The 24,606-nt window shown below is 72.1% G+C and carries 22 protein-coding genes; 11 read left to right on the top strand and 11 right to left on the bottom strand.

Annotated features, from left to right (window positions below; translation table 11 throughout):
- Positions 1 to 20: 20 nt before the first annotated feature.
- The gene (locus tag AB0B76_RS34230; protein ID WP_360383134.1) at positions 21 to 734 is read right to left on the bottom strand and encodes a TetR family transcriptional regulator; all 714 of its coding nucleotides are present in this window, start codon (positions 732 to 734) and stop codon (positions 21 to 23) included.
- 99 nt (positions 735 to 833) lie between these two features.
- Between AB0B76_RS34230 and AB0B76_RS34225 the strand changes: the two genes are divergently transcribed.
- The 3 genes from AB0B76_RS34225 to AB0B76_RS34215 all read left to right on the top strand — a co-directional run bounded on the left by AB0B76_RS34225 (position 834) and on the right by AB0B76_RS34215 (position 3,366).
- On the top strand, positions 834 to 1,754 hold the full coding sequence (locus AB0B76_RS34225) for an NADP-dependent oxidoreductase (RefSeq protein ID WP_360383132.1): 921 nt from the start codon (positions 834 to 836) through the stop codon (positions 1,752 to 1,754).
- A 35-nt stretch (positions 1,755 to 1,789) separates the two neighbouring features.
- Positions 1,790 to 2,038, top strand: coding sequence for a DoxX family protein (locus tag AB0B76_RS34220; protein ID WP_360383130.1), 249 nt, complete (start codon positions 1,790 to 1,792; stop codon positions 2,036 to 2,038).
- Positions 2,039 to 2,331: 293 nt separating this feature from the next.
- Positions 2,332 to 3,366 carry a Clp protease N-terminal domain-containing protein gene (locus AB0B76_RS34215; protein ID WP_360383128.1) on the top strand — a complete coding sequence of 345 codons (1,035 nt, stop codon included), beginning with the start codon at positions 2,332 to 2,334 and terminating at the stop codon, positions 3,364 to 3,366.
- Here the strand turns inward: AB0B76_RS34215 and AB0B76_RS34210 are convergent, their stop codons facing one another.
- Genes AB0B76_RS34210 through AB0B76_RS34195 form a run of 4 tightly spaced genes read right to left on the bottom strand, consistent with a single transcriptional unit; the run spans position 3,367 to position 8,377 of the window.
- On the bottom strand, positions 3,367 to 7,089 hold the full coding sequence (locus AB0B76_RS34210; protein WP_360383126.1) for an FtsK/SpoIIIE domain-containing protein: 3,723 nt from the start codon (positions 7,087 to 7,089) through the stop codon (positions 3,367 to 3,369).
- A 7-nt stretch (positions 7,090 to 7,096) separates the two neighbouring features.
- Positions 7,097 to 7,780 carry a WXG100 family type VII secretion target gene (locus AB0B76_RS34205; RefSeq protein WP_360383124.1) on the bottom strand — a complete coding sequence of 228 codons (684 nt, stop codon included), beginning with the start codon at positions 7,778 to 7,780 and terminating at the stop codon, positions 7,097 to 7,099.
- Positions 7,770 to 8,090 carry a hypothetical protein gene (locus AB0B76_RS34200; protein ID WP_360383122.1) on the bottom strand — a complete coding sequence of 107 codons (321 nt, stop codon included), beginning with the start codon at positions 8,088 to 8,090 and terminating at the stop codon, positions 7,770 to 7,772. Before AB0B76_RS34200 ends, AB0B76_RS34205 begins: the two co-directional genes overlap by 11 nt.
- Positions 8,087 to 8,377 (bottom strand): WXG100 family type VII secretion target, encoded by a 291-nt coding sequence (locus AB0B76_RS34195; protein WP_360383120.1) that lies wholly within the window; start codon positions 8,375 to 8,377, stop codon positions 8,087 to 8,089. Before AB0B76_RS34195 ends, AB0B76_RS34200 begins: the two co-directional genes overlap by 4 nt.
- 187 nt (positions 8,378 to 8,564) lie before the next feature.
- Here AB0B76_RS34195 and AB0B76_RS34190 point away from each other — a divergent pair, with 187 nt between their 5' ends.
- From AB0B76_RS34190 to AB0B76_RS34175, 4 genes are all read left to right on the top strand, one after another.
- Complete coding sequence (locus tag AB0B76_RS34190; RefSeq protein ID WP_360383118.1) at positions 8,565 to 9,473, top strand: hypothetical protein; 909 nt, start codon at positions 8,565 to 8,567, stop codon at positions 9,471 to 9,473.
- 168 nt (positions 9,474 to 9,641) lie between these two features.
- Entirely contained in the window at positions 9,642 to 10,493 is an 852-nt protein-coding gene (locus AB0B76_RS34185) for a protein phosphatase 2C domain-containing protein (protein ID WP_360383116.1), read from the top strand.
- On the top strand, positions 10,490 to 12,022 hold the full coding sequence (locus AB0B76_RS34180) for a hypothetical protein (RefSeq protein ID WP_360383114.1): 1,533 nt from the start codon (positions 10,490 to 10,492) through the stop codon (positions 12,020 to 12,022). The genes AB0B76_RS34185 and AB0B76_RS34180 overlap by 4 nt, the downstream gene beginning before the upstream one ends.
- 46 nt (positions 12,023 to 12,068) lie before the next feature.
- A complete protein-coding gene (locus AB0B76_RS34175; RefSeq protein ID WP_360383160.1) occupies positions 12,069 to 12,878 on the top strand; it encodes a glyoxalase in 810 nt (269 codons plus the stop codon).
- Between the two features lie 34 nt (positions 12,879 to 12,912).
- On the opposite strand, the gene AB0B76_RS34170 is transcribed toward AB0B76_RS34175, so the two are convergent.
- The 3 genes from AB0B76_RS34170 to AB0B76_RS34160 all read right to left on the bottom strand — a co-directional run bounded on the left by AB0B76_RS34170 (position 12,913) and on the right by AB0B76_RS34160 (position 14,704).
- Positions 12,913 to 13,539 carry a hypothetical protein gene (locus AB0B76_RS34170; RefSeq protein WP_360383112.1) on the bottom strand — a complete coding sequence of 209 codons (627 nt, stop codon included), beginning with the start codon at positions 13,537 to 13,539 and terminating at the stop codon, positions 12,913 to 12,915.
- Between the two features lie 209 nt (positions 13,540 to 13,748).
- Entirely contained in the window at positions 13,749 to 14,252 is a 504-nt protein-coding gene (locus AB0B76_RS34165; RefSeq protein ID WP_360383110.1) for a hypothetical protein, read from the bottom strand.
- Positions 14,253 to 14,506: 254 nt separating this feature from the next.
- Positions 14,507 to 14,704, bottom strand: coding sequence for a hypothetical protein (locus tag AB0B76_RS34160; protein ID WP_360383108.1), 198 nt, complete (start codon positions 14,702 to 14,704; stop codon positions 14,507 to 14,509).
- Positions 14,705 to 14,882: 178 nt separating this feature from the next.
- On the opposite strand from AB0B76_RS34160, the gene AB0B76_RS34155 reads away from it, so the two are divergent.
- Positions 14,883 to 15,461 (top strand): dihydrofolate reductase family protein, encoded by a 579-nt coding sequence (locus AB0B76_RS34155; protein WP_360383106.1) that lies wholly within the window; start codon positions 14,883 to 14,885, stop codon positions 15,459 to 15,461.
- Here AB0B76_RS34155 and AB0B76_RS34150 read toward each other — a convergent pair.
- The 3 genes from AB0B76_RS34150 to AB0B76_RS34140 are packed head-to-tail and all read right to left on the bottom strand — an operon-like array spanning position 15,439 to position 21,202.
- On the bottom strand, positions 15,439 to 16,608 hold the full coding sequence (locus AB0B76_RS34150; RefSeq protein ID WP_360383104.1) for an ROK family transcriptional regulator: 1,170 nt from the start codon (positions 16,606 to 16,608) through the stop codon (positions 15,439 to 15,441). The genes AB0B76_RS34155 and AB0B76_RS34150 overlap by 23 nt on opposite strands.
- A gap of 47 nt (positions 16,609 to 16,655) precedes the next feature.
- Positions 16,656 to 18,869 carry a DUF4832 domain-containing protein gene (locus AB0B76_RS34145; RefSeq protein WP_360383102.1) on the bottom strand — a complete coding sequence of 738 codons (2,214 nt, stop codon included), beginning with the start codon at positions 18,867 to 18,869 and terminating at the stop codon, positions 16,656 to 16,658.
- The gene (locus AB0B76_RS34140) at positions 18,869 to 21,202 is read right to left on the bottom strand and encodes a carbohydrate-binding protein (protein WP_360383100.1); all 2,334 of its coding nucleotides are present in this window, start codon (positions 21,200 to 21,202) and stop codon (positions 18,869 to 18,871) included. Before AB0B76_RS34140 ends, AB0B76_RS34145 begins: the two co-directional genes overlap by 1 nt.
- A gap of 173 nt (positions 21,203 to 21,375) precedes the next feature.
- On the opposite strand from AB0B76_RS34140, the gene AB0B76_RS34135 reads away from it, so the two are divergent.
- Genes AB0B76_RS34135 through AB0B76_RS34125 form a run of 3 tightly spaced genes read left to right on the top strand, consistent with a single transcriptional unit; the run spans position 21,376 to position 24,605 of the window.
- Positions 21,376 to 22,320, top strand: a complete 945-nt coding sequence (locus AB0B76_RS34135) for a sugar ABC transporter permease (RefSeq protein ID WP_360383159.1) — start codon at positions 21,376 to 21,378, stop codon at positions 22,318 to 22,320.
- Between the two features lie 26 nt (positions 22,321 to 22,346).
- Positions 22,347 to 23,228: a carbohydrate ABC transporter permease gene (locus AB0B76_RS34130; protein WP_360383098.1), complete on the top strand. Its 882-nt coding sequence runs from the start codon at positions 22,347 to 22,349 to the stop codon at positions 23,226 to 23,228.
- Positions 23,229 to 23,264: 36 nt separating this feature from the next.
- Positions 23,265 to 24,605 carry a sugar ABC transporter substrate-binding protein gene (locus AB0B76_RS34125; RefSeq protein ID WP_360383096.1) on the top strand — a complete coding sequence of 447 codons (1,341 nt, stop codon included), beginning with the start codon at positions 23,265 to 23,267 and terminating at the stop codon, positions 24,603 to 24,605.
- Position 24,606: the final 1 nt, after the last annotated feature.

Below are 24,606 nucleotides of genomic sequence, written 5' to 3'. Positions count from 1 at the left end.
CCGACCCCGAGGGCGCCGACCTACGCGCCGGCCTCGTGGGATGAGGCGCCTTTCGCCGGGCGTCGCTCACGTTGATGCCGGGTGGCGCGGAGCATCGCCCGGTACATCTGCCGGGGCTGGGGCGGGTCGGGCAGCGGCTCGGCGGCGTGCGCGGCGCACGCCTGGATCAGGTACCCGACGAGCCTGCGCCAGGTGTCGGGGGCGGCGTCGGCGGTGGCGGTGAGCACACCGGCGTTGGCCATGAGGAACATCGGCATGTCCTCGGTGACGAAGTCCGCGCGAAGCTTCCCGGCGGCCTTGGCCCGGTCGACGAGGGTGGAGAAGTCCTTGTAGGCGCGGTCGCGGTCGGCCTCGAACTGCTTCGCCGTCGGGAACGTCATGGTGAGCACGGTGGTGAAGCCGCGGTCGCCGGCCTGCATGCCGCAGATCCGCTCGACATAGCCGCAGAACCCGCGCCACGGGTCCGGGTCCGCGAGGGCCTGGCGCGCGGCGGCGGCGTAGGCGTGCATCTTCTCCTCGAACGCGGCGGCGATGAGGTCCCCCCGGGTGGGGTAGCGCCGGTAGAGGGTGCCGACCCCGACGCCGGCACGGCGGGCGATGTCCTCCATCGGCACGTCGAGCCCGAGTTCGGCGAACACCTCCCGCGCGGCGGCAATGACGCGCTGCCGGTTGCGTTCCGCGTCGACCCGAAGTCCGGCGGCGGGCGGGGTGCGGGGCGCTGGCGGCGAGGTCACGCACATCACTGTACGTCAAGTGGAAGGCAGCGTCCACTTGCGTGCTACGGTGAGTGAGGTTAGTGGAGGAAAGCTTCCACTTCTTGCCTGGAGGTTGTCATGCGTGCAGTCGTTCTTGCCGAGCAGGGTGCCCAGCCGGCGCTGACCGAGGTCCCCGCCCCCATCCCGGGCGCCGGTGAGGTCCTGGTCAAGGTGCAGGTGTCGTCGGTGAACGGCTTCGACCTGTCGGTGGCCGCCGGGCACCTGGCCGCGATGATGGAGCACCGCTACCCGGTCGTGCTCGGCAAAGACTTCGCCGGCATCGTCGAGGCGGTCGGCGAGGGGGTCACCCGCTTCACGCCCGGTGACGCCGTGTACGGCGTGGTCACCAAGCCACACCTCGGCGAGGGCGGCTTCGGCGAGTACGTCACGGTGCTCGAGGAGATCGGCATCACCGCGTTGCCCGCCGGCGTCGACCCCGCCGCCGCGGGTGCGCTGGGCCTGGCCGGCACGGCCGCCGCCGACTCCCTCACCGCGACGTCCCCGCAGACCGGCGAGACGGTCGTCGTGTCCGGCGCGACCGGTGGGGTCGGCGCGATCGCGGTCCAGTACGCCGCCGCGGCCGGCGCCCGCGTGATCGCCACCGCCCGCCCCGGCGAGGAGGCCGACTTCGTCCGCGGGCTCGGCGCCGCCCACGTCGTGGACTACACCGGCGACGTCGAGGCGCAGATCCGCGAGATCAGCCCCGACGGGGTGGACGTGGTGCTGCACTTCGCCGGCGACGGCGCCGCCCTGGCCGCCCTCCTGACCGAGAAGGGCCGCCTGGCCAGCACCCGCGGCTACGGCGCCGACCAGCACCCGGCCGCCACGTTCATCATGGCCAACCCGACCGCGGACACCCTGGACCGGCTCGTCGCCGACGTCGCCGCCGGACGGCTGAGCGTGCCGGTCGAGCGCACCTACCCCCTCGCCGAGGTCCCGGCCGCGTTCGCCGCGTTCGGCACCGGCACCCGCGGCAAGATCGTCATCTCGGTCGCCTGAACCACCAACCCCTCGGTACGGAGACCACGCTGCTCATGAACGTGACCCTGTGGATCGTCCAGATCCTGTTGGGCGCCGCCTTCGTCCTGGCCGGCGTCATGAAATCGACCCAGCCGAAGGAGAAACTGCAGCCCAACCTGCCGTGGGTGGAGGACCTCTCGCCCGGCACCGTGCGGTTCATCGGCGTCGCGGAGCTGCTCGGCGGCCTCGGCCTGATCCTGCCCGCCGCGTCCGGCATCCTGCCGGCACCGTCTTCAGCGCCACCGGCGCCATCGGATCCCTGACCGTCGCCGAACTGCTGGAACGGGGCCTGGACCGGACCATCATCCGGTTCATCGCCTCGGAGAACATCCCGAAGCAGCCGTACGTCCGCATCGGGTTCTTCGGCACCGACAACCTCGGCTTCGCCGTCAGCCGTGCCGACATCGCCGCGTTCACCACCGCGCAGGTCGACGACACCACCTACGTCCGCCGCGCCCCCGCCATCAGCAACTGAACCCCCTGACCCCACCGGCAAGCTCGGCGGTCTCAAGGCCCGGGTTTCCGTAGGCCGGACCGGTCGGGTAGACAATGCCTCGTGTTCGAACGGTTCACGGCCGAGGCGCGGCAGGTGGTGGCGCTCGTGCCCCACTACGCCGTCGCCGCCGGCCGGTCGGAGATGACCCCGGCCGATCTCGCCGCCGCGCTGGCCGCCCGGCCGGTCGGCAACACCGCCGGCATCTGGACATCGCCCCGGCCCGAGCCCACGAGCACCCGAGGTGGGCGCCGGCCGCCGGAGGCGCCGCACCGGTTCGATGCGGCGGCACGGGCCGTCCTGACGCAGTCGTTGTATGTCGCGATGGCCGAGGCCGCCGCGCACATCGGCACCGAGCACCTGCTTGCCGCGCTTGTGCGCAGCGGGCCGCCGGACGTCGTGGCGGGGCTCGGCGCGCGGGGTGCGACGGCCGGGGCCGTTGATGCGCTGCTCGCCCGGCTGGCCGGAGGGCCGGGCACCGAAGGGCCGCCGGAGGAGCCGCGGGCCGTCGAGGGGGCGGGCTCGGCCCTGAGCTACACGCGCCTGACGGTCGACGCGCGCGCCGTCGTGCGGGAAGGCGCCGCGCTGGGCCGGGCCGCCGGGCGCGCCAACGTGACGCCGGTCGACCTGGCCACGGCGCTCGCCCTCTACGACGGGGGCAACGTGGCCCGGGTGTGGACCGCGCCGCCGGTACCGCCGCCGGAGCCCGCCGCACCGATCGAGAACGTGGCCTCGCTGGCCGGGCCGGCCGAACGGGTACTCGCGGCGGCCGCGGTGATCGCGCGGGAAGCGGGCTCCGCGCAGGTGGGCACCGAGCACCTGCTTACGGCGCTGATCCGGTACGACCATCCCGACGTCGTGACGCTGCTGGCCGAGCGGGGCGGCACCGCGGAGGCCGCCGACGCCCTGCTCGCCGAGCTGGCCGGCGGTCCCGGTGCCGAGACGCCGCCGGAGCCCGCCCCGGGCCCTCCGCCGACCGCCCGGCGGACCGCGCTGCGCCCGGTGACCGGACGGCAGGCGACCCTCGCGCTGGCCGCCCTGCTCGCGCTCCTCCTCGTCGTGGTGGTCTGCGTCCTGGGCCCCATCTTCGGCCCGTGATCAGGCCTCCGGACGCCTCGGCGGCAGGGTCTGGATGAGCGCCTCCCGCTCGCCGGGCCGCACGAGCCGGGCCACCGCGGGCGGCAGCAGCCGGCCGGTCGCCCCGGGCGGCGCCTCCGTGCGCAGCGCGGCCGAGAACACGACCTGCGCCGCCTCGGCCTCCACGGCGCGGGCGGTCAGCGTCTCGCGCATCGACGTGGGTACGGTCTGGTTGAGCACGAGGCTGAACCGCAGCTCCCGCCCCATCCGCAGCAGCGGCGCCAGGCTGTCGAGCGGGCCGTTGCGGGCCCCGGCCAGCGCCAGAACCAGGTCGTAGTCGTCGACGACGAGCAGGACCGGGCGGTCGTCGCCGCCGCCGTTGAGGCGCGGGTCGAGCCGGTCCTGGACCTTCCTGGCCAGGCCGCCGACGTCGGCGGGGGTGCGGGCCGCCCCTTCCGGCTTCGGGATCGCGGCGAGCAGGCCGCCGCGCAGGTCCACGACGTAGGCGTCGGCCAGGTCGCCGTCGTGGGCGAGGGTCAGCAGGCGGGCCAGGGAGCGGGTGCGGGCGGTGTGCTGGTCGCCGAGGTACAACAGGTGCCCGTCCTTCCCCGGCCGGAACGGCACGGGCGAGAACGCGGCCTCGTCGATGCCGAGGACGAGCGCGCCGGCGGCGGGCGGCGTGCGTTCGGCGGCGGCGAACCGGTCCGGGGTCAGGTCGTCGAGCAGCAGCAGCGGCTCGGCGCGGGCACCGTCGTGGCGGGCCGCCAGGTCGGCCCCGACCCGTTCGACGGTCTCGGCGAGCGCCTGCGGGCCGGACGGCGTGGCGCCGGTCAGGACCGGCGCGGCGAACTGGGCGACGAGCCCGCCGGGGCCGAGTGCGCGGCCGGGGCCGGCGGCGGCGAGCAGGGCGCCGCGGGCGCGGCCGTGCCGGGACTCGGCCGGGTCGTGCAGGCGCAGCTCGAAGCGTTCGCCGACGGCGTCGAGGCGGCGCAGGCCGAGGTCGTTCCAGCGGGGCGTGCTCACGTGCAGGTGCAGACCGTGGGCGGCGCCCTCGGCGAGCAGCCGGTCGATCACCGGCAGGTGCTCGGGGCAGCGGGCGGCGAACACGGCGAAGTTGTCGATGACGAGCACGATGTCGCCGCGGCGGCCGTCGCGGGCCCGGCGGTCGAGCTGGATCGGGATCTCGGCGACGATCCGGCCGACGCGGCGGGCATCCACCGGCGTCGCGTACGCGGCCACGTTCGGCAGCCCGCGGACCGGCGACAGGGCTCCGCCGCCGAAGTCAAGGACAAGATATTGCAGTTGGTACGCCGGGTGCGCCCGCGCCGCCCGCAGGATCTCGGTGGCCAGCAGCGCCGACTTGCCGGTCTGCGGGGCGCCGACGACGGCCAGGTGCCCACCGCCGGCGGCAACGTCGACCGTCAGCGGCCGCTGGGCCCGCCGGAGCGGGTCGTCGAGGAGCCCGACGGTGACCGGCAGCCCGTTCCCGGCGGCCGGCGCGTCGGCGTCGAGGCGCGGGTCGTCGAGGCGCAGGTACTCCATCCGCCGCGGGTCGGGCAGCGGCTCGAGCCACAGCTTCGGCGCGGCCGGCAGCGGCCGGGTCCACGCCACGATGCGGGCCAGGTCGGCCGGGCCGCCGGGGTCCTGGGCCTGGAACACCTGGGCGGCCCGGAAACGCTGCAGGGTCCCGCCCGCCCGCACGAAGCCGTGGCCGGGCACGATCGGCAGGTCGGCGGCGACCCGCGAGCCGATCACCGCGACGCTGTCCTCGGGGGTGAACGTGCGGAGCGCGATGCGGTACCCGAGATGGCCCTCCAGGCCGCGCAGCCGCCCGCTCTCGAGGCGCTGCCCGGCGAGCAGCAGGTGCATGCCGACGCTGCGGCCGAGGCGGGCGATGGAGACCAGGGTGTCGGAGAAGCCGGGGTCGGCCTCCATCAGCTCCGCGAACTCGTCGATGACGATGAGCAGGTACGGCAGCGGCTCCTGCGCCCCCGAACGCTCCCAGTAGGCGCGGATGTCGCCGATGTCGGGCCCGGCCGCGGCCAGCCGCCGCTGCCGGGCGACGAGCTCGCCCTCCAGCGCGGCGCGGACGCGGGCGACGAGCGCCGGGTCGTCGAGGTTGGTGACGAGCCCGGCGCAGTGCGGCAGGCCGGTGAGCGCGTCGAAGGCGGCGCCGCCCTTGAAGTCCACGAACGCGACCCGCAGCCAGTCCGGGCTGTGGGTGAGGGCCAGGGAGGCGACGAGCGAGCGCAGCAGCTCGCTCTTGCCGGAGCCGGTCGCGCCGACGAGCAGCCCGTGCGGGCCGACGCCGCCCTGGCCGCTCTCCTTGAGGTCGAGCACGAGGCGGGTGCCGTCGGCGAGCACGCCGATGGTCGCGGCGAGCAGCCCGGCCGGCGGCGGCCACGCCCAACCGGGCGGGCCGGCCAGGGCGGCGCGGGCGCCGATCAGGTCGAGCAGCGGCTCGTCGCCGCGCTCGCCGGCGAAGGACAGGTCGGTGACGGGCCATTGCCCGTGGATCCGCGCGGCGATGGCCCCGGCGACCGTGGCCGGGACGAGGTTCGGGGTGAACGGCGTCTCCGGTTCGGGGCTGCGGACGGGGCGCAGGACGCCGCGGCCGTGCGCGTCGAGGGTCAGCAGGATCGTGGACTCGGCCGGGCCGGTCACGCCCGGGCGCGCGGCGGCGAGCACGGTGACGCCGAGGGTGACGGCGTCGGCGAGGACTTCACGCAGCAGCGGTACCCCCTCCAGCACCGACAGCGGGCGGTAGTCGGCGACGACGACGAGCAGCAGCGGCAGCCCGGCCTCGCGGGCGGTGGTGCGGCTCTCGTCGCGCAGCCGGATGCGGGGCGTGACCGCCCGGGCCAGCGCCGCGGCGAACGCTGCCGGGTCGGTCGCGACCCCGGCGACCGGTGCGCCGTCGCCGGGCCGGGTCCAGCGCAGCGCGTGCGGGACCTCGGCGGCCCACGCCCAGTCGCCCGCGTGCGACTCGGGGGCGGCGACGAGCAGGGTCAGCTCGTCGGGGCCGCAGCACACGAGGGCCTCGAGCAGCATCGCGCGGGCCAGCCCGGCGACGGCGGCCCAGGGCCCCTCGATGCCGACGACGCCGGCCTCGCGCAGCGGCACGACGAGCGGCGCGCCGCCCAGCGCCGTCGCCGCGGCGGTGACGGCGCGGGTCTCGGCCTCGAGGTCGGGGTGGGGGTCGGCGTCGGCGGTGGTCGCGGCCACGGTCAGCGCCAGCCCGGACGGGATCCGGCCGGTGCCGGCGGCGACCGCGGCGAAGTCGTCGTCGGTGGCGCGGCGCTCCCACAGCCGGTCGGAGGCGGCCCACGCGTCGAACCGGTCGGGGGCGGGGTGGGCGTCGTCGAGGGCGGCGCGGACCGCGTCGCCGGCGGCGCGGACGTCGGCGGCGACGACGGCCAGCCGCGCCACGTAGCGGCGGCGGCGCCGCTCGTCGCGCCGGCGGGCGGCGCGGATGTTGGCCCAGTAGGTGACGAACGGCGTGACGACCGCGCCGAGGCTGACGAGCAGGCCGGTCCAGATGAGGTACTTCTGACCGGTGGCCAGCCCGATGAAGGCGACGGAGCCCGTGGTGAGGGCGGGCACGAACACGGTCGCCCACTGCGGCGGCCGCACGACCTCGGGGGCGGGTACCGCCGGCAGGTCGTAGGCGGTGGCGGCCGGGCGGGCCTTGAGCAGGCGGGGCCGGCGGTGGACCGGCCGGCGGTGCGGCTCCGGGTGCGTCACGTGGCCCCTACAGCTTCCGGCCGGTGGTGTTCGGGCGGGGGTGCTGGTGGCGGACCTCGCCCATCGCGGTTTCGAGGGCGTCGCCCGGCTGGAGGTGCCCGATCGGGTTGTGGTCGTCGTACACGATCATGCTCATCGCGGCCTGCCCGGCGAGGTCGGTGGCGAAGTTGATGGCGAGCAGGCGCACGGCCTGCATGGCGGTCTCGAGCGCCGCGGCGGCGATCGCGGCGGTCTCCTCGGCGATGCCGATGGCGACCATGAGCTCCTCGATGAGCCGCGCGAGGACGGCGACCTCGGACGCGCCGAAGCTGACGACCGCGCTGAACGTTGCGAGCACGCCCATGGCGGCGGCGCCGGCGATCGCGACGTCGTAGGCGAGCCGGGCGGCCTCGATCCCGTCGGCGGCCCCGCGCAGCGCGGTGGCCACGTCGCCGAGCTGCCCGACGCCGTGCGTGACGGCGTTGGTCAGCTCGTCCCACCGCTGGTCGAACAGCACCCGGGCGTCGTGGTTCCACGTGCCGCGGGCCGCGTCGACGCGGGCACGGGCGGTGTCGAGGTGCTCCTGCAGCTGGCTGCCGGCGTAGTCCCACCGTGTCGCGGCGGCCCGCAGCTCCCCCGGGTCGCCGCCCGGGTAGTCCGGCAGGCGCCCGATGAGCTCCTCGGCGAGCCCGAGGATGCCCTCAGCGCCCATGGCCGCGATCCGTGGCCGGGGTGACGGCGGCGGCGCTGCCGGCCTCGCCCTGCTCGTAGTCGACCGCGACGTCGGCGACGGCCACGGCCAGGGCGGCCAGCCCGGCCGCGAGCCGGTCGAGGCCCGAGACCCAGTCGTCGTGCAGCGAGGCGTAGCCGGCGGCGACGCGCGGGTCGCCGGACACGCCCGGGTCCTCCGGCTCGGTGATCGCGGCGACGAGGCCCCGCACGGCGGCGACGTCGTCGCCGAGCGCGGCGACGGCGGCCGAGACGTCGTGGACGTCGCCGGTGACGGTTCGGATCGTGGTCATCGAGTCACGCGACTGACGGCGTCCTGACCCGCCGTCTCGTAGATGTCGGCGACCTCCCGCATCCGGGCGACGATCGCGGTGAGCGTCTCGTGCAGGTTGCGGGCGTCGTTGTCCCACTGGGCGTAGAGGTCCTGGAAGCGCTGCGAGGCGTCGCCCTCCCAGCTGTCGACCAGGCCGGCGACCTCGTTGCGCAGGGACTGCAGCCGCTGCTCGATGTCGGCGGCGCCGTCGTCGACCCGCGTGGCGGAGTCCCTGACGGCCTCGACGGATACCCGGTAATCCACCATTGTGCGACTCCTCCGGAAAGGCTTGCGCGACTGGCTACAGTCTACGTATACAACGGGCCGTCAAGCGCACGCCGAGGCATTCCGGGAATGAGCCGGAATGGCATCCCCCGAAATGCCGACACGCCCGACCTACGGTGGAGTTGGAATGTTGCTGCTCGCTCCTGGTGGAACGTCCGCAAAGGTCGAAATGGCCCAGCATGTCCGGATCTCCACGCTCCGGGCGGAGATCGCCCGGGCGGTCGGTTTCCCGCCCGAGGCCAAATTCACGCTCCGGAAACGCGACGGCAGCCCGATCGACCAGCGCATTTCATTCGCCGAGTCCGGGATCGGCCGCGACGGGATCGTGCTGGTCGAGCAGAATGGCACCGGACCGCACTTCCCGACCAATCTCCCGTGGCGCCGAAACACATTCCGGGGCCCGTCCGCCTATCGGGTACTGCCGATCTACCTGGCCATTGACACGTCGTGGACGATGAACGTCGACATCATGGACCGGATCAACGAGGAGCTGGCCGAACTGCGGCTCACCATGCTGCGCGAGCCCCGCCTCTGCGAGATCTGCCACGTGTCGGTGCTGACGTTCGACGACACCGCCCGGGTCGCGCTGCCGCTCACCGACGTCTCCCGGGTCACGATGCCGCCGCTGCACGCCGACGGGCGGGGCACCGCCTACGGCCCGCTCTTCGAACTGCTCCGCACCACGATCGCCGCCGACCTGTACGACCTGATGCGCTCCGGCCGCCGCCCGTACCGCCCCGCCGTGTTCTTCCTCAGCGACGGCCAGCCGACCGACGACGACCGCGCCTGGCGCGCCCGGCACAGCGCCCTCACCGACCCCCGCGGATTCCACGGCGCGCCCCATGTGGTCGCGTTCGGCTTCGGCGAGGCCACCGCCGCCACCATCCGCGCCGTCGGCACGCTGCGGGCGTACCGCCGGCCGGCCGCCGAAATCACCTCGTTCATGGACGTGCTGCTCACGTCGCTGCTGCACTCGACCCGCCGCGCCGGCCCCGGCGACGACCCGTTCGAGCTCGACGACGACGCACCCCCGGGCTGGGAACGGCTCCCGGACGCCCCGCCCGAGGAGGACGCGTGAGCGGTCCGGAGCGGAGCGGAGCGGCCGCTCACCATGGGCACAGTGTCGTCGCGCCGGCGCCGGAGCGTGCGGAGGTGACGGCGTGAGCGGTCCGGAGCGAAGCGGAGGGGCCGCTCACCATGGGCACAGTGTCGTCGCGCCGGCGCCGGAGCCTGCGGAGGTGACGGCGTGAGCGTATGGCGGCGCCGCCCGGCCCCGCCCGCCACGGTCGGCGCGGCGGTCGAGCCCGGCCGGGCCGCCGACCCGCTCGGCAACACGGCGTGGACGACCCAGCCGCGGCTCAGCGCCGACGGCGGCAGCACCGGCGCGCTCACCGTCCGCGCCGCGTCGGTGATCGGCCGCGCCCACGCCGCGGCCGGCCACACCCGCGAGGACGCGTTCGCGCTCGGGCGCGCCGCCGACGGTACCGCCGTCATGGCCGTCGCCGACGGCCTCGGCGACCCCGCCGCCCACCGCTCGGCCCTCGGCGCCCAGCTAGCCGCCATGGAGGCCTGCCGGCTGGTCCGGGCCCGCCTCGACGGCGACGCCGCGATCGACGCCGTCGCGCTGTGCGCCCAGGTCGGCGCGGCGGTGCTGGCCGCGGCCGCGCGGATCGCCGGCACGTCCCTGCCCCCGCGGGCCCTGTCCACCACCCTCACGGTCGCCTGGGTCGCACAGGACGGCCGCTACACCGGCGTGACGCTCGGCGACGGCGGCGCCTACGTCCTCGGCCGGCGCGGCCTCGACCGGGTCAGCGGCGAAGAAGACGGCTTCGACGGTACCGTCGCGCTGCCCGGCGGCCACGCGGCCGCGGCCGGGTTCACCGGGCGGCTCGACCCCGGCGCCGCCCTGCTGCTCGCCACCGACGGCCTCGCCGGGCCCGCCGCCGCACCCGACGTCCGCCACTACCTGAGGCGCAGGTGGCGCCGCCCGCCCGCGATCGCCGAGTTCCTCGGCGACCTGTCGTTCCACCGCCGCGGCGAGACCGACGACCGCACCGCCGCCGGCGTGTGGTTCCAACCCCGGGAGGACCCGCGATGACCGCACCCGAGCGCCGCCCGATCGGCCGCGGCGCCTCCGGCACCGTCTACCCGGTCGACGACCGCACGGTCTACAAGCAGTACCGCCGCCCGGTCCGTCCCGACCCCCTCGCCGAGCTCATCGCGTGGCGCGAATCCATGCCGCGCGGAGCTCGCGAGTTCCTCGACGCGCACTGCGCCTGGCCGATCCGGCTGCGCCTGGAGCACGGCCTCGCCACCGGCTACGAGATGTACCGGGCGCCGAACGAGTTCTGGGCCGACATGCAGGGCGAGGCGCACACCGTCGAGCTGCAGCACCTGCTGCACCCGCGGCTGCCCGGCCTGACCGTGCCGCCGCCGCAGTCCCCGCCGCGGCTCGCCCTGCTGCGCAGTCTCGCCGGGCTGATGGAGCTCTTCGAGGAGAACGGCCTGGTGTACGGCGACGTCGGCGTCAAGAACGTCCTGTGGACCCTGCGCGGCCGGCCCCGCGTGTACCTCCTCGACTGCGACAACGCCCGCTTCACCGCCTCGTCCGCCCCGCCCGGCGACGTGGCCGCCCCCCGTGACGACTGGGCCGACCCGCGGCTGAACCCCGGCGAACGCCCCGGCCCGGACAGCGACCGCTGGGCCCTGGCCCTGTTCTGCCACCGCGTGTACTACGGCGCCACCGACGCCCTCGACCCGGACCGCCCGCCCGCACCCCCGCGTGGCGAGGGCCGCCACCCCGAGCTGTACCGGCTCATGCTGCGGGGCCTGACCGGCGCGGACCGCCCCACCGCCCGCGAGTGGAAGGACACCCTCGACGGCATCCTGCACCCCGCGCCTCCTCCCCCGCCGGTGGCGCCCGCGCCCGGCCCGTGGTGGCGCCGCCGACGGATCGCGGTCGCCGCGGGCGCGGCCGCCGCGGTGCTGCTGGCCGGCGGCGTGGTTGCGGCCCTGACCGGCCCGGGCCACGAGACCCAGCCCGCGATTCCACTGGTGCTGCCCGGCACCTTGCAGTCGTGGGCGGCCGGCGGCGTACAGATCACGGTCCGGCACTACTTCGCCGCCGTCGACAGCCCCATGACCGTCACGAAGGTCGCCGGCTGGGTCGCCCTGCGCGTGCAGATCCGCAACGGCACGGCCGGACGGCTGGACCTGTCGGCCGCCCCGGACCACCTGGTCCTGCTCGCCGACACCGACCCGCGCGGCTTCAACGCCCCCGGCGTCGCCGCCGAGGGCGAAATCTCCGGACCGTCGGGCTTGAAGCTGTACACCATCGGCTTCATCGCCCGCCGCCAGAGACTCACCCACGACCAGCAGCACTACGACGCCGGCTGGGACGCCTACGCCCTCGGCACCGGCGGCGTCTTCAGCGCCTATGACAAGGGCCGTGACAGCGCGATCTACCTCCTCCCACCACCCGCCGCCGCACCACCGGACGGCACCCTGACCCCCCGCGCCCTGCACATCCTCGGCGTCGCCTGGGTCGAACACGGCCAGGTCCTCGGCTTCACCCCGGTCTCGGCCTGGACGGGCCCGAACAGCTTCGACGCCTTCATGCAGGCGTAACCGGCACGCGCCGCCGGTTCTTGCCACATCGGTTCACTTCTTGCATGTGCGCGTTCGTCGCGGCTTTGCCAAACTGCAACGTTGTCGAGGCCGTTACGACGAGGGACAGCTGATGCTTGACGGACCTGTCCAGCCGAACGAGACCACCGTGCCGCTGCTGCCCTGCGTCACCCCGGACGAAACCCTGACCTTCTGGCGGGCATTGGGCTTCACCGTGACCTACGAACAGAAAAAGCCCTATCTGTACCTGGCGTTCCGTTGGCGCGGGTTCGACCTGCACTACAAGCGAGCGGCCGACGGCGTGGACCCCGCGATGGAGGACACCGGCGGATGCCTGGTAATGGTCGACGAGGTCGCCCCGTACCACGCAGCGTTCACCGAGGCGATGCGCCGCGAGTACGGAAAGGTACTTTCCAAGGAGCTGCCCCGGATCACGCGGTACCGCCCCGGCGCCTCCCGGTTCACCGTCATGGACCCGTCGGGAAACTCCATCATCTTCATCCAGCGCGACGAGCCGGCGGACCTGGAGTACGGCGGTTCCAAACAGCTCCGAGGCCTTGCCCGGGTCCTGGACAACGCGCGAATCCTGCGCGAGTTCAAACACGACGACCGCGCCGCCTACCGGACCCTGAACTCAGGCCTGCGCCGCCACGGCGACCGCGCACCGGCGGTAGAACACGCGGTCGCGCTGGCCGTACTCATCGAGGTGGCAACGGCACTGGAGGAGCTGGACCGGGTACCGGAATGGGGAGCCAGGCTCCGGCAACTGGCCCTCACCGACGAGGAGCGCCGTCAGGTCGAGTCCGCCGTCGCCGACCCCACGCTGATCGAGCCGTGGATGCCCACCACGCCCTGACGCGCCCAGCACGTACCGCGCCGCGGAACCGGCGTCAGAGGACCTTCTCCTCCAGCGTCTTCACGCGCCGCGCAAGGTCCAGGTTGTTGTCGAAGTCCACCTTGTGGTCTTCGCGCTGCTTCGTGATCTGGCTGTCGAGATCGGTCCTGATCTTCCGCAGGACCGCGACCTCGTCCCGCAGTCGGCTGACCTCGCCGCGGAGGGCATCCACCTGGCCGGCCAGGTCGCGCAGCGATACGCCGACGTCGAGGCCGTCGGCGGTCAGCCTTCTCGTCACCACGACGTTGCCGTCGAACACGCCGGCATCGTTCGCGCTCTTCGCGTACAGCGCGGCTCCGCCGGCCTCGTTCAGGGCGACGACCCCGCCGTGGTCGGCGGACTTCGACAGGCCGCGGACGCCCTCGTACTCGGCGCTCTCGCCGTACACGCCGATCCACTTGCGGGCGAGTCCGACCACGCCGGAGCCCTGGTCGGACTCGCCGACGACCGCGTGCTGGCTGACGCTGTGGCCGTAGACGCCGTACCAGGCGGTGCTCCGCCCGATGACACCGGAGCCGTGGGCGGCCTCGCCGTACACCCCCATCGCCTGGTCGTTTGCGGTGCTGACGCCCTGAACAGCGCCCTCGTTGGGATTCGCGGAGTCTCCTCGGATGACTGGCATCGGTACCCCCTTCAGGTCATCTGATGGTCGGACGCCCCGAACAGGGTTTTGATACACCAAATCCTGCCCGCGCTGCGGCGTTGCCGACTCCTCGCCGCCGAACGCCGCCCCCGGCGCCATCCTTGCCCCGTCCTGAGGACAGCGGGCGGTCGGGGGTAGCGGAAGCGCGCGAATCCTGCACGGTGCACGCCCGGCTGTAGCAGCGCGCATCATCCAGTCGGGCGGTGGTTGCGGGCTGACCTGCGGCGCCGGACGGCGTTCTCCCATTTGATCGCCACCGGCATGACGAGGAAGATCGAGACGATCATCGTCATCAGCGCGACTACGAGCACGAGCAGGTAGGCCAAGACGGCCGCGCTCAAGGCGTCGGTGAGTCGCCATTGCTCCTCGGTGTGGCCTCGGGGAGGGTAGTGCACCGCCAACGACGCGGCGAGAAACGCGATCACCCAGACGGCGGCAACCCGCCGGCACCACTTGTTCGCCGCGGAATCCCTGTCGTAGCGCCCGGCCCTCTCGGCCCGTTTGGCACTGGTGAGCCACCATGCGATGAGACCGACACTCGAGACGCCGAGCACGACACCAACAATTGTTGCTGCGCCCATCGGCCATCCGAACGTCGACACGGCCACGACCAGCCGGCCGACATCGCCGTACGCCATGAGTCCCGGCAACACCAGCAGGAACAGCCCGCAGAACATCGGATGCCGGTCCACAACGCTGCCTGAGCGAGCCCTCGCTGACACCAGCCGAGTATGTGCGCCGAGGTCAAGGTCCAGAACGGGCCGCGACGGAACCGCGGCCGCCCGCCCGAAGATCAGCGCGCCCGCGGTAACGCTGGACGGCCGCCACGAGCACCGGGTGATCGACGCCGGCCACAACCTGCCGCAGGAAGCACCCGGGGCGTTCGCGGACGCCGTGCTGACCGTGAGGGCCTGACGGTAACGCCAGGACCACAGTTCCGGGCCGTTCAGGCCGCTGTTGTACCCGCGGCTGCGAAGCCTTCCGGGCGCTCCAGCGGTACAAAGTGTCCACAGTCGACAGACAGGACCCGGACGTCGGCGAAGAACTGGTCCTTGCCGGGCACGGCCTCGTCCGCGTCGGCACTCTTGCCGCCGAGCGAGACGTACGAACTCAGCATCAACTTCCGCATTCCCGATTTCTCCATGTTTCACACCCTATGGAAGCGGCCCGCCCGGCGCCTCCAACCGCAGACCGATATTTCGTCTCCGCCTTCAGAGTGAGAAGTGCAGGTGTCGAGAACGTGATGTCGGCTCCGTCCCAGGGGCACGAGCGACCCCGACCGGCCGTTCGCGCACGTAACGAGACGAGGAGTGGTTGACGTCATGCGCAAGCTCATCGCCCAGCAGTGGGTCACCGTCGACAACATCGCCGCCGAGGAGGACGGCGGGCTCAGCTTCGTGTCCGGGGAACCCATCTCCGAGAAGACCGACCCCGCGTTCAAGGCCAGCGTGATGGCCCTCATCGAATCGGTCGACACGATGCTGCTCGGCGCGAACACCTACGTCCAGCACCGGGACTACTGGCCGCACGCCACCGAACAGGGCGAGTACGGCCAGTGGCTCAACAATCTCACCAAGTTCGTCGCCTCGACGACGCTGCACGACGCGCCCTGGGGTGACTTCCCCGCCGCGACCGTGACGCGCGACCCGGCCGCCACCGTCCGGGAGCTCAAGGCGCAGGACGGCAAGGACATCTGGCTGTGGGGCAGCCTGACGCTCATGCACTTCCTGCTCGACGCCGGGCTCGTCGACGAAGTCCGGATGATGGTCTGCCCGGTGTCGCGCGGCAAGGGCACCCGCGTCTTCGCGGACCGGCAGGACCTGAAGCCGGTCGAGGCCACCCTGTTCGACAACGGGATCGCGCTGCTGCGGTACGGGATCAGTCGCGGCGCGGGGCGATAGGGGCGCTCAGGCCCGCGGTGAACAGGCGGCGGTCGACCTCGTTCAGGGCCAGCCGCAGCGCGCCCAGAGCGACGGAGTCCGCGCCCAGGGTCGAAGCGCGTACCTCCGGCATGCGCAGGCACAGCTTGGCCAGCTCGCGCCGCAGGGTGTCCAGGACCAGGTCGGACGAGCGGGAGAAGCCGCCGCCGAAGATGACGACCTGCGGGTCCAGGGCCAGGACGAGGGCCGCGGTGCCGATCGCCAGGTCCTTCACGTACCGGTTCACCGCCGTGCGGGCGTCCCGGTTGCCGGCCCGCGCCGCGTTGAAGACCCACGCCGCGGCGTCGTCCGGGCCGACCGACGCCGGGACGCCCGGGCAGCGCTGCAGGTGCTCGGGAGCGGTCAGCCAGCGCACCGCGCGCAGGGCGCCGATCTCGCCCGCGGCGCCGCCGTAGCCGCGGCGCAGGATGCCGTCGATGATGAGGCCCGCGCCGGTGCGCATGCCGGCCAGGACGTACACGATGTCGTTGGCGTCGTTGGCCGCGCCCTGCCAGCGCTCGGCCAGGGCGGCGAGCTTGCAGTCGTTCTCGACCACGATCGGGCAGGTGAAGCGGTCGCTCAGGTGGGCCGCGAGGTCGACGGTCTGCCAGCCGGGCAGCGGGGTGAACAGGGTCGTCTTGCCGGAGGCGTCGACCGGGCCGGTGACGCCGACGGACACGGCCCAGATGTCGTCGGCGCTCTTCTCCCCCTCCTGCAGCACGTCGGCGAGCACGTGGTCGAGGGCGGCCAGGCGCTCGGCCGGGTCCGCGTCGGCCGCTACCGAACGGCGGGCGGTGTACACGACGTTGCCGTCGAGGTCGGCGAGCAGGGCGAGCACCTTGTGGGCCCCGACGTCGACGCCGATCACGTGGCCCGCCGTGGCGCGGAACCGGTAGCGGCGGGCCGGGCGGCCCACGACGCTGCTGCCGCCCGGCTCGACGATGGTGGCCCATCCCCCGGTGACGAGCCCCTGCGCGATCACGTCGACCGCGGGGCGCGACAGGCCGGTCAGCTTGGCGAGCTCGGTGACGGTGGCCGGGGGCTGGTCCCGCAGCGCCCGGACCACCGACAACGAGTTGAGCTCACGCAGCCGCGACAGGTCGGTACCGGTGATGACCTGATCTGTCACGGTTCTGCCCCTCCGCTCGCCAATATTGCTAGGAACTTTACAAACTACTATTGGAAACTGATGCTGTCGACGGTGACCGTGCTGTTGCCGCCGTACCAGAAGCCGAGCGCGAGCTGGGACGGGCTCGCCCGGTTGATGCCGTTCGCGACCATCGGGAGCCTGATGTCCTGATACGCCGTCGTGATCGCCGGGTGGCCGCCGCCGTCGAGCGTGAAGTCGCCGAAGACCTTTGTCGTACCGCCGACGCTCAGACTGAAGTGCGCCTGCTCCCCGCCGCTCGTGCCCTTGATGCGCACGACGAGGTAGGTGTACCCGGACACGTCCTGGCCGACGTCGGAGCCGAACCAGCCGCAGTTGTTGTACTGCAGTGCCAGGGAACCGCCCGTCACGACACCGTTGCCGCTCCCGTTCAGGAAGCAGTTGCCGCCGGTCCACCGCCCCAGGTCGTTCTTGGCCGCGGACGGGTAGGCGGGCGTGCCGTCGAAGTCGTCCAGGACCAGGCCCACCGGCGGCGGCTGGGTGGGAGCGTTCACGGTGACCGTGACCGGGTTGCTGGCCGGCGACTCGTACCCGGCCGCGTCCCGGGCCGTGACCGTGTACGTGTGCGACCCGGCGGGCACGGTCGTGTCCGTGTACGACGTCCCGGTCGGGGTCGCCACCGCCGTGCCGTCCCGGTACACGCGGTACCCCGTGACGCCCACGTTGTCCGTCGCACCGCTCCAGGACAGCGGCACGGACTGGCCGTTCACCGTGCCGGCAGACAGCGTCGGCGCGGTCGGCGCCGTGCAGTCCCCCGTGCACGCCCCGACGCTCACGGCGCCGGCGAGCACGTTGTACCCGTTGGCCGCGTCCCACGTGCCGGTGTTGGCCAGCCGCACGGAGTACGCCGGGTTGGCCCGCAGCCCGGCGGCCTGGTCCGGCAGCCACAGCGCCAGCCTGTACGACCCGGACACCATGGCCGGGAGCGTCACGGTCTGCGTGGGCACCGTGAGCGCTCCCGGCTTCCACGTGCGCGGGTCGACGCCGGGCAGCGCCACGTTGTACCGGTGCGTGCCGTCGTCGAACACGAGGTACACCGGCCGCGGTTTGATGATCCCGGCGTAACCGTCGTTCGACAGGTGCGCCGAGAACGTGAACGCGGCCCCGGGCGCGGCCGGGCTGCTGAACGTCGCATCGGTGAGCCGCAGCCGGTAGCCGAGCTTGCGCTTGATGCGCGTGAACAGCGTCTCGGCCGGATCGCTGCCCGACGCCGCCACCGCCGTGCTCTTCCACAGGTCGGTGTTGACGGCCGCGTAGTCCTCGTTGATCTCGGTCCAGTGCTGGTGGCCGAGCTCGTACTGCGCGTTGACGCCGGCCGCGTCGTTGCCGCCGCTGGCGTTGCAGGTCTCCCCTCCGACGATCTTGTTGCCGCCGGTGGAGGTCGCGTAGTCGTACACCCACTGCTTCTTCTGGGCCACGTCGAACCAGCCGAGCCAGGAGTTCTGGTCGTACGTGCCCATGTCGGCCGAGTCCGCCAGGAAGCAGTCGTCGTGGAAGCCCAGCCGGTCGAGGTCCTGCGTCGTCATGGTCGTGCCGTGCGCGAACTCGTAGTTGAAGATGGGGTACCGGATGGCGATGGGCATCGAGGCCGGGGTGCTGGTGAGCAGTTTCTTCACCAGTGCGGCACGGACCGGCGCCTGGCTCTGCTCGGACGCGGCGGTGTAGGGCGACTCGTGCCACTCGCCCCAGGCGCCGAAGAACCCGGCCTCCAGGTGCATGATGACGTCGGCGTTCGCGGACAGCACCGGCGCCAGCTGGTCGATGTGCCGCTCCATCTGCGGCTCGGTGACCGCCGAGTAGCCGTCCCAGACGTAGGCGACCCGCAGCACGATCTTCAGCCCCTGGGCCCGGATCGCGGCCAGGCCGGTGGTCAGGTTGTCCAGCAATGGCTGCGGCAGGTCGCTGGTCTGGTACTTGTCGAGGTGGACGTAGGAGTGGATGAGCGTGTCGCCGTCGGCCTTGGCCCGGGCGAACGTCCGGTCGAGCATGTCCGGGTTGAAGCCCGGGATCGTGTTGCTGGCGTAGTCGTTGACGGCCGGGTCGTTGATAATCTCGTACCGGTTGTGGAAGCCCCGCTCGGGGTTCGTGAACACGGTGGCGTAGTCGCCGGTGAAGGCGACGGTGGCGGTGGCTGCGGCGGCCGGGCGGACCGGGCCGGTCAGGGAGAGGGCCAGGACGGCCGCCGCCACGGCGGCCGCCCGGACCCGAAGGGTGTGCTGCATCAGTTGCTGAAGGAGAAGCTGTCGATGGTGATGGCGCTGTTGCCGCCGTACCAGAAGCCCATCGCGAGCTGCGCGGGGCTGGTGCGGCTGATCCCGTTGGCGGTCATCGGGATCTTGATGTCCTGGTAGGCGGTGGTGATGGCGGGGTGGCCGCCGCCGTCCAGGGTGTAGTCGCCGAACACCTTGGTGGTACCGCCGAGGCTCAGGTTGAACTGCGACTGTTCGCCGCCGCTGGTGCCCTTGACGCGCACGACGAGGTACTTGTACGCGGACACGTCGGTGTTGACGTCGGAGCCGAACCAGCCGCAGTTGTTGTACTGCAGCACCAGAGAACCGCCCGTCACGACGCCGTTGCCGCCGCCGTTGAGGAAGCAGTTGCCGCCGGTCCACTTGCCGAGGTCGTTCTGGGCCGAGGACGGGTAGGCGGGCGTGCCGTCGAAGTCGTCCAGCACGAGGCCGGCCGGCGTGGTGGAGGCCTGCGTCGTCACGGTGATCGACGACGAGTCCGTGGACGTGTTGCCGGCGGCGTCGTAGGCCCGCACGGTGTACGTGTAGGCCGTCGACGCGTTCAGCCCGGAGTCGGTGTAGGCGGTCGTCGCCGAGGTGCCGACCTGGGTCCCGCCGCGCATGACCTTGTACCCGGCCACGCCGACGTTGTCCGTCGACGCGTTCCAGGTCAGCGACACGCTGCTGGCCGTCTTGGCCGGCGACGCGAGCCCGTTCGGGACGGTGGGCGGCGCGGTGTCGGCCGTGCCGCCGCCGACGCCGATGCCGCCCAGGCCCAGCCACCCGTCGGCGTTCTGGGTGGCGTTGCCGAAGCGCAGCTTCTTCGCGGCCGGGCTGAGCGCCTCGAGCGGGTTCTTGACCCGCAGGACGAGCTGGTAGGAGCCGCTGGCGACGCCGGCGAGGCTGACGTTGGACTGGAAGTACTGCGGGTAGCCGTAGTCGCGGTAGGTCGGGTCGGCGCCGACGTTCCAGTCGGGGAAGGCCCGGATCTTCAGCGGCTGGACCGTGCGCAGGTCCCAGGGGGTGTCCCAGGTCTTCACGACGGTACCGGCGGCGTCCTTGAGCCCGAGCGTGACCGTCCAGGGGTAGTAGAACGGGGCGACGCCGTTGTTGGCGAGCGTGACGCCGACGGTGGCGCTGCCGGTCACGCTGTTGGTGTAGTACGCGTGGGTCGCGCTGAGGTCGTAGCCCATGAGGCGTACGGCCGCGGCGACGTTGGGGTCGGTGGACGAGTAGCTCTGGCTGGTCTGGTTGATCTTCCAGGTGGTGTGCTCGAGCTCGATGCAGGCCTTCATGTTGTCGACCTGGCCGGAGCCGCCGGGCCACGACGTGAACGCCGAGCTCTGGATCTCCGGGCGTACCTCGCCGCCCATCGAGTCGGTGACCCACTTGTTCTCCACGCCCATGTTCAGCGCGCGCTGCAGCTGGGCGTAGTCGGCGCCGCCGAGGGACTGGGGCAGGGTCACGCCCTTGAGCGGTGAGCCTTCCTTGTAGCAGAAGGAGTCGTCGTGGTACCCGATGTCGCGGGCGTTGGCGGCGCCGCCGGCCGAGTCCGGGTACCGGATCTCGAGTTTGGTGGTGTTGAAGGCGTTGTCGAAGGCGGTGACGATCTGGGCCGCGTGCGCGTCGGTCGGCATCAGGTTCGGGTAGCCGTCGGCGGTGTCGGTGTCGAACGGCCACGTGTGCCACTCGCCCCAGAGGCCGACGAGGCCGAGGTTGATGAAGCCGATGCGCGGGTCGCCGTCGTAGCGGGCGCCGAACGCGGCGATGAAGTTCGTGACGGCACTGAGCAGGTAGGCGCTGTCGTAGTCGGGGCTGACGGTGCCCCAGTAGGTGTTGTTGCGGTAGGTGACGTGCCCGTCGAAGCAGTGCGGGATGGCGTTGCCGGGGTGGCTGCCGGTGCCGCCGGGGTACTCCATGTAGAAGCGGATGGCGGCCTGGTTGCCGTACGAGGCGATCTCGTTGAGCGCGTTGTCCACAATGGACCAGTTGTACGAGCCGCAGTCGGTCGCGCTGGTCATGACCTCGGAGAGACCGAAGTAGCTCCAGGCGAGCGAGCGCGGGTAGCCGGAGTTCTGGTTGTCGCCGGGGAAGTAGAAGCGGGCGAAGCCCTTGAGCGGGTTGTCCAGCGGGCTCGGGGCGGCGGTGAGCGGGTGGTCGGTCAGGCCGGGGCTCGGCGAGGCCGGCGGGGCCGGTCGGGCGGGGACGCCGGCGGGCACCGGGGTGAACGCGGCCGCGTTGTGCGGGGCGAACACGAGCACGGCAGTGGCGGCGACCGTGCAGAGTGCGACGGCGCGAGCGAGGCGCCGCCGCAGGGGTGTGCGCATGGATGAACCTCCGGTTCGAGGGGGGCGGAGTCTCCTCGTTCGCCATATCGATACGAGGAGGTGTTGACAAACTTTCCATGAGCTTCATCATTATTAACGGCCACACACCCCCCGCCGCAAGACGCTAAATCTTGAAGATCTTCGATCAATGGAAACGAGGTCGGATCGTGACGATGCGTGATGCCGTTGCGGTACCCGCCGCGACGGCGCCCGATCCCCCCGCCGGGCCGGCCCCGCTCCGGCCGCGCCGCACACGAGACGACCGCCGGGTCGCCTGGCTGTTCCTGCTGCCGGTGCTCCTCGGCTTCGCGGTGTTCTACCTGTACCCGACCGTGCGCGGCGTCTGGTACTCGCTCACCGACTACAGCCTGCTCAACACCCCGAAGTTCGTCGGCGCCGACAACTACGCCGAGCTCGTCTCCGACGGGCAGTTCTGGGACTCGCTGAAGGTGACCGCCTACTACGTCGTCATCAACATCGGCTCGCAGACCCTGCTGGCGCTCGGCCTGGCCGCGCTCATGCACCGGCTGACCCGCTCGGTCCTCGTGCGGGCGATGATGCTGCTGCCGTGGCTGGTGCCCAACGTGACCGTCGCCCTGCTGTGGATGTGGCTGCTGGACGCCGATCTGGGCTTCTTCAACCACCTGCTGGGCCTGGTCGGCGTCGAGCACCGCACCTACCTCAACTCGCCGCTCTGGGCCATGCCCGCCGTCGCGCTCGTCAACACGTGGGCGTACACCGGGTACACGGCGCTGCTGCTCTACGCCGGCATGCTGCAGATCCCGTCGCACCTCTACGAGAGCGCGGCCCTGGACGGCGCCGGCGAGTGGCGGATGTTCCGGCGGATCACGCTGCCGCTGCTGCGCCCGATCCTGGCCCTGGTGCTCGTGGTGTCGCTGATCGGCTCGTTCCAGATCTTCGACACCGTCGCGGTGACCACGAAGGGCGGCCCGATGGGGGCGACCCGGGTCATCTACTTCTACATCTACCAGCAGGCGTTCACGTACTTCCACATGGGCTACGCCTCCGCCGTCGCGATGGCGCTCGTACTGATCCTGGGCGTGCTCACCTTCGTGCAGATGCGCCTGCTGCGCGCCTCCCGATCCGACCTGACGTGACCCGACCTGATGCGAAAGGCGTCGCGATGAACCGCCGCTACACGCCGGGCCGGATCCTGGCCTGGTTCGCCCTGATCGCGTTCCTGGTGCTCACCATCGCGCCGTTCTACTGGATGGTCCGCACGGCCCTCACCCCCGCCGGCGACATCTACAGCGAGTCCGGGGCCCTGTTCCCGTCCCACCCGACAATGATCAACTTCTGGCGGATTCTCGGCCTCGTCGACGCGCAGACCGCGCGTGACGCCGGGGGCTCCGGCGCACAGATCAACTTCCTGCGGTACACCCTCAACTCCATCGTCTACTGCGCACTCATCGCCGGCGTGCAGACGTTCTGCTGCGCCATGGCCGGGTACGCCTTCGCGCGCCTGCGCTTCCCGGGCCGCGACCTGCTCTTCGGGGTCATGGTCGCGGCGCTGATGGTCCCGCCCATCTTCACGCTGCTGCCCAACTTCACGCTCGTGAAGAGCCTCGGCGCCATCGACACCTTCGCCGGCATGGTCGCCCCCAACCTGCTCATGACCCCGTTCGCGGTGTTCTTCCTCCGCCAGTTCTTCCTGTCCATCCCGCGCGAGGTGGAGGAGGCGGCGACCATCGACGGGGCCGGCCGGTGGGGCGTCTTCTGGCGGGTCATCGTGCCGATGAGCCGCGGGCCGCTCATCACCATCGCCCTGACCACGTCCGTGTGGGCGTGGAAGGACTTCCTGTGGCCGCTGCTCGTCGGCCGCGGGGAGCAGACCCGGGTGCTCACCGTGGCCCTCGGGGTGTTTCTCCAGCAGTCCCCCAACACCCAGCCGGACTGGACCGGGCTCATGGCCGCCTCCACGCTGTCCGTCCTGCCGGTCCTCGCCCTGCTCATCTTCCTGGGCAAGCGGCTGGTGCAGTCCCTCAGTTTTACCGGCCTCAAGTGATTCTACCGGCCTCAAGTGATCGTGAAAGGGAAACCGATGTCCAAACGATCCCGCACGGCGGCGGCGATGGTCACCGTCGCGGCGCTCGCCTTACCGCTGCTGGTCGCGTGCTCGGACGAGTCCGGCTCCGGCGGCGGCAAGGTCACCCTCGAGTACTGGCTGTGGGACGACAAGCAGCAGCCCGCCTACCAGGCCTGCGCCGACGAGTTCACGAAGGCCAACCCGAACGTCACCGTCAAGATCTCGCAGACCGCGTGGGCGCAGTACTGGCAGAACCTCACCACCCAGCTGGCCAGCGGCAGCGCGCCCGACGTGTGGACCGACCACGCCTCGTACTACCCGCAGTTCGTGACGAGCAACCAGATCCTCGACATCCAGCCGTTCGTCGACAAGGACAAGGTTGACCTGGGCCAGTACCAGGCGGGCCTGGCCGACCTGTTCGTCAAGGACGGCAAGCGCTACGGGCTGCCGAAGGACTGGGACACGATGGCCCTGGTCTACAACAGCAAGTACGTCACCGACACCAGCGGGCTGGACAAGCTCACCTGGAACCCGGCCGACGGCGGCACCTTCGAGCAGGCGATCGCCAAGGCCACTGTGGACGCCAACGGCAAGAACGGGCTCGACCCGGCCTTCGACAAGACCAAGGTGAAGGTGTACGGCTTCCTGCCCGAGTGGGCCGACGGCTCGCAGGGCCAGAACGGCTGGGGCGACCTGGCGGTCTCGAACGGCTTCACGTACCTGGACAAGAACCCGTGGGGCACGAAGTACAAGTACGACGACCCGAAGCTCGCCGAGACCATCGCCTGGTTCAAGCACCTCACCGACGCCGGCTACGCGCCGAAGTTCGACAAGCAGTCCACCCTCGGCCGTGACGCCGTGATGGACGCCGGGCAGGGCGCGTTCACCATCGTCGGCTCCTGGACGATCAGCTCCTACCTGGGCGCCGGGGCCAAGCAGCAGTACGCGTTCGCCCCGCTGCCCACCGGCCCGAACGGGCGCAAGACCGCCATCAACGGCCTCTCCGACGCCATCTACGCCGGCACCAAGCACCCCAACGAGGCGTGGGCGTGGGTAAAGTTCCTGGGCTCGTCGGCCTGCCAGGACATCGTCGGCGACAAGGCCGTCGTCTTCCCGGCCATCAAGTCCGCCGCCGACAAGGCCCTCGCCGCCCACAAGGCCGCGGGCCGCGACGTGCACGTCTTCACCGACGAGGCCGCGGCCTCCGGCGGCACGTTCTTCCTGCCGATCACCGACCACGGCAACGAGGTCAGCCAGATCGTGCAGGACACCCTGCAGGGCGTGATCCTCGGCCAGACCAGCCCGGCCGACGGCCTGAAGAAGGCCAACGACCAGGTCAACGCGCTCTTCAAGTAAC

Source organism: Dactylosporangium sp. NPDC049140, assembly GCF_040648435.1.
The sequence above is the reverse complement of the archived record's forward strand: the minus strand, read 5'-3'. Positions and strand labels throughout refer to the sequence as shown.

What these genes read in the sequence shown, in the direction of transcription:
- AB0B76_RS34225 (WP_360383132.1), top strand. Translation starts at nt 834, where the DNA reads ATGCGTGCAGTCGTTCTTGCCGAGCAGGGTGCCCAGCCGGCGCTGACC.
- AB0B76_RS34220 (WP_360383130.1), top strand. Translation starts at nt 1,790, where the DNA reads ATGAACGTGACCCTGTGGATCGTCCAGATCCTGTTGGGCGCCGCCTTC.
- AB0B76_RS34205 (WP_360383124.1), bottom strand. Translation starts at nt 7,780, where the DNA reads ATGGGCGCTGAGGGCATCCTCGGGCTCGCCGAGGAGCTCATCGGGCGC.
- AB0B76_RS34200 (WP_360383122.1), bottom strand. Translation starts at nt 8,090, where the DNA reads ATGACCACGATCCGAACCGTCACCGGCGACGTCCACGACGTCTCGGCC.
- AB0B76_RS34195 (WP_360383120.1), bottom strand. Translation starts at nt 8,377, where the DNA reads ATGGTGGATTACCGGGTATCCGTCGAGGCCGTCAGGGACTCCGCCACG.
- AB0B76_RS34190 (WP_360383118.1), top strand. Translation starts at nt 8,565, where the DNA reads ATGGCCCAGCATGTCCGGATCTCCACGCTCCGGGCGGAGATCGCCCGG.
- AB0B76_RS34180 (WP_360383114.1), top strand. Translation starts at nt 10,490, where the DNA reads ATGACCGCACCCGAGCGCCGCCCGATCGGCCGCGGCGCCTCCGGCACC.
- AB0B76_RS34170 (WP_360383112.1), bottom strand. Translation starts at nt 13,539, where the DNA reads ATGCCAGTCATCCGAGGAGACTCCGCGAATCCCAACGAGGGCGCTGTT.
- AB0B76_RS34160 (WP_360383108.1), bottom strand. Translation starts at nt 14,704, where the DNA reads ATGGAGAAATCGGGAATGCGGAAGTTGATGCTGAGTTCGTACGTCTCG.
- AB0B76_RS34155 (WP_360383106.1), top strand. Translation starts at nt 14,883, where the DNA reads ATGCGCAAGCTCATCGCCCAGCAGTGGGTCACCGTCGACAACATCGCC.
- AB0B76_RS34145 (WP_360383102.1), bottom strand. Translation starts at nt 18,869, where the DNA reads ATGCAGCACACCCTTCGGGTCCGGGCGGCCGCCGTGGCGGCGGCCGTC.
- AB0B76_RS34140 (WP_360383100.1), bottom strand. Translation starts at nt 21,202, where the DNA reads ATGCGCACACCCCTGCGGCGGCGCCTCGCTCGCGCCGTCGCACTCTGC.
- AB0B76_RS34135 (WP_360383159.1), top strand. Translation starts at nt 21,376, where the DNA reads ATGCGTGATGCCGTTGCGGTACCCGCCGCGACGGCGCCCGATCCCCCC.
- AB0B76_RS34130 (WP_360383098.1), top strand. Translation starts at nt 22,347, where the DNA reads ATGAACCGCCGCTACACGCCGGGCCGGATCCTGGCCTGGTTCGCCCTG.
- AB0B76_RS34125 (WP_360383096.1), top strand. Translation starts at nt 23,265, where the DNA reads ATGTCCAAACGATCCCGCACGGCGGCGGCGATGGTCACCGTCGCGGCG.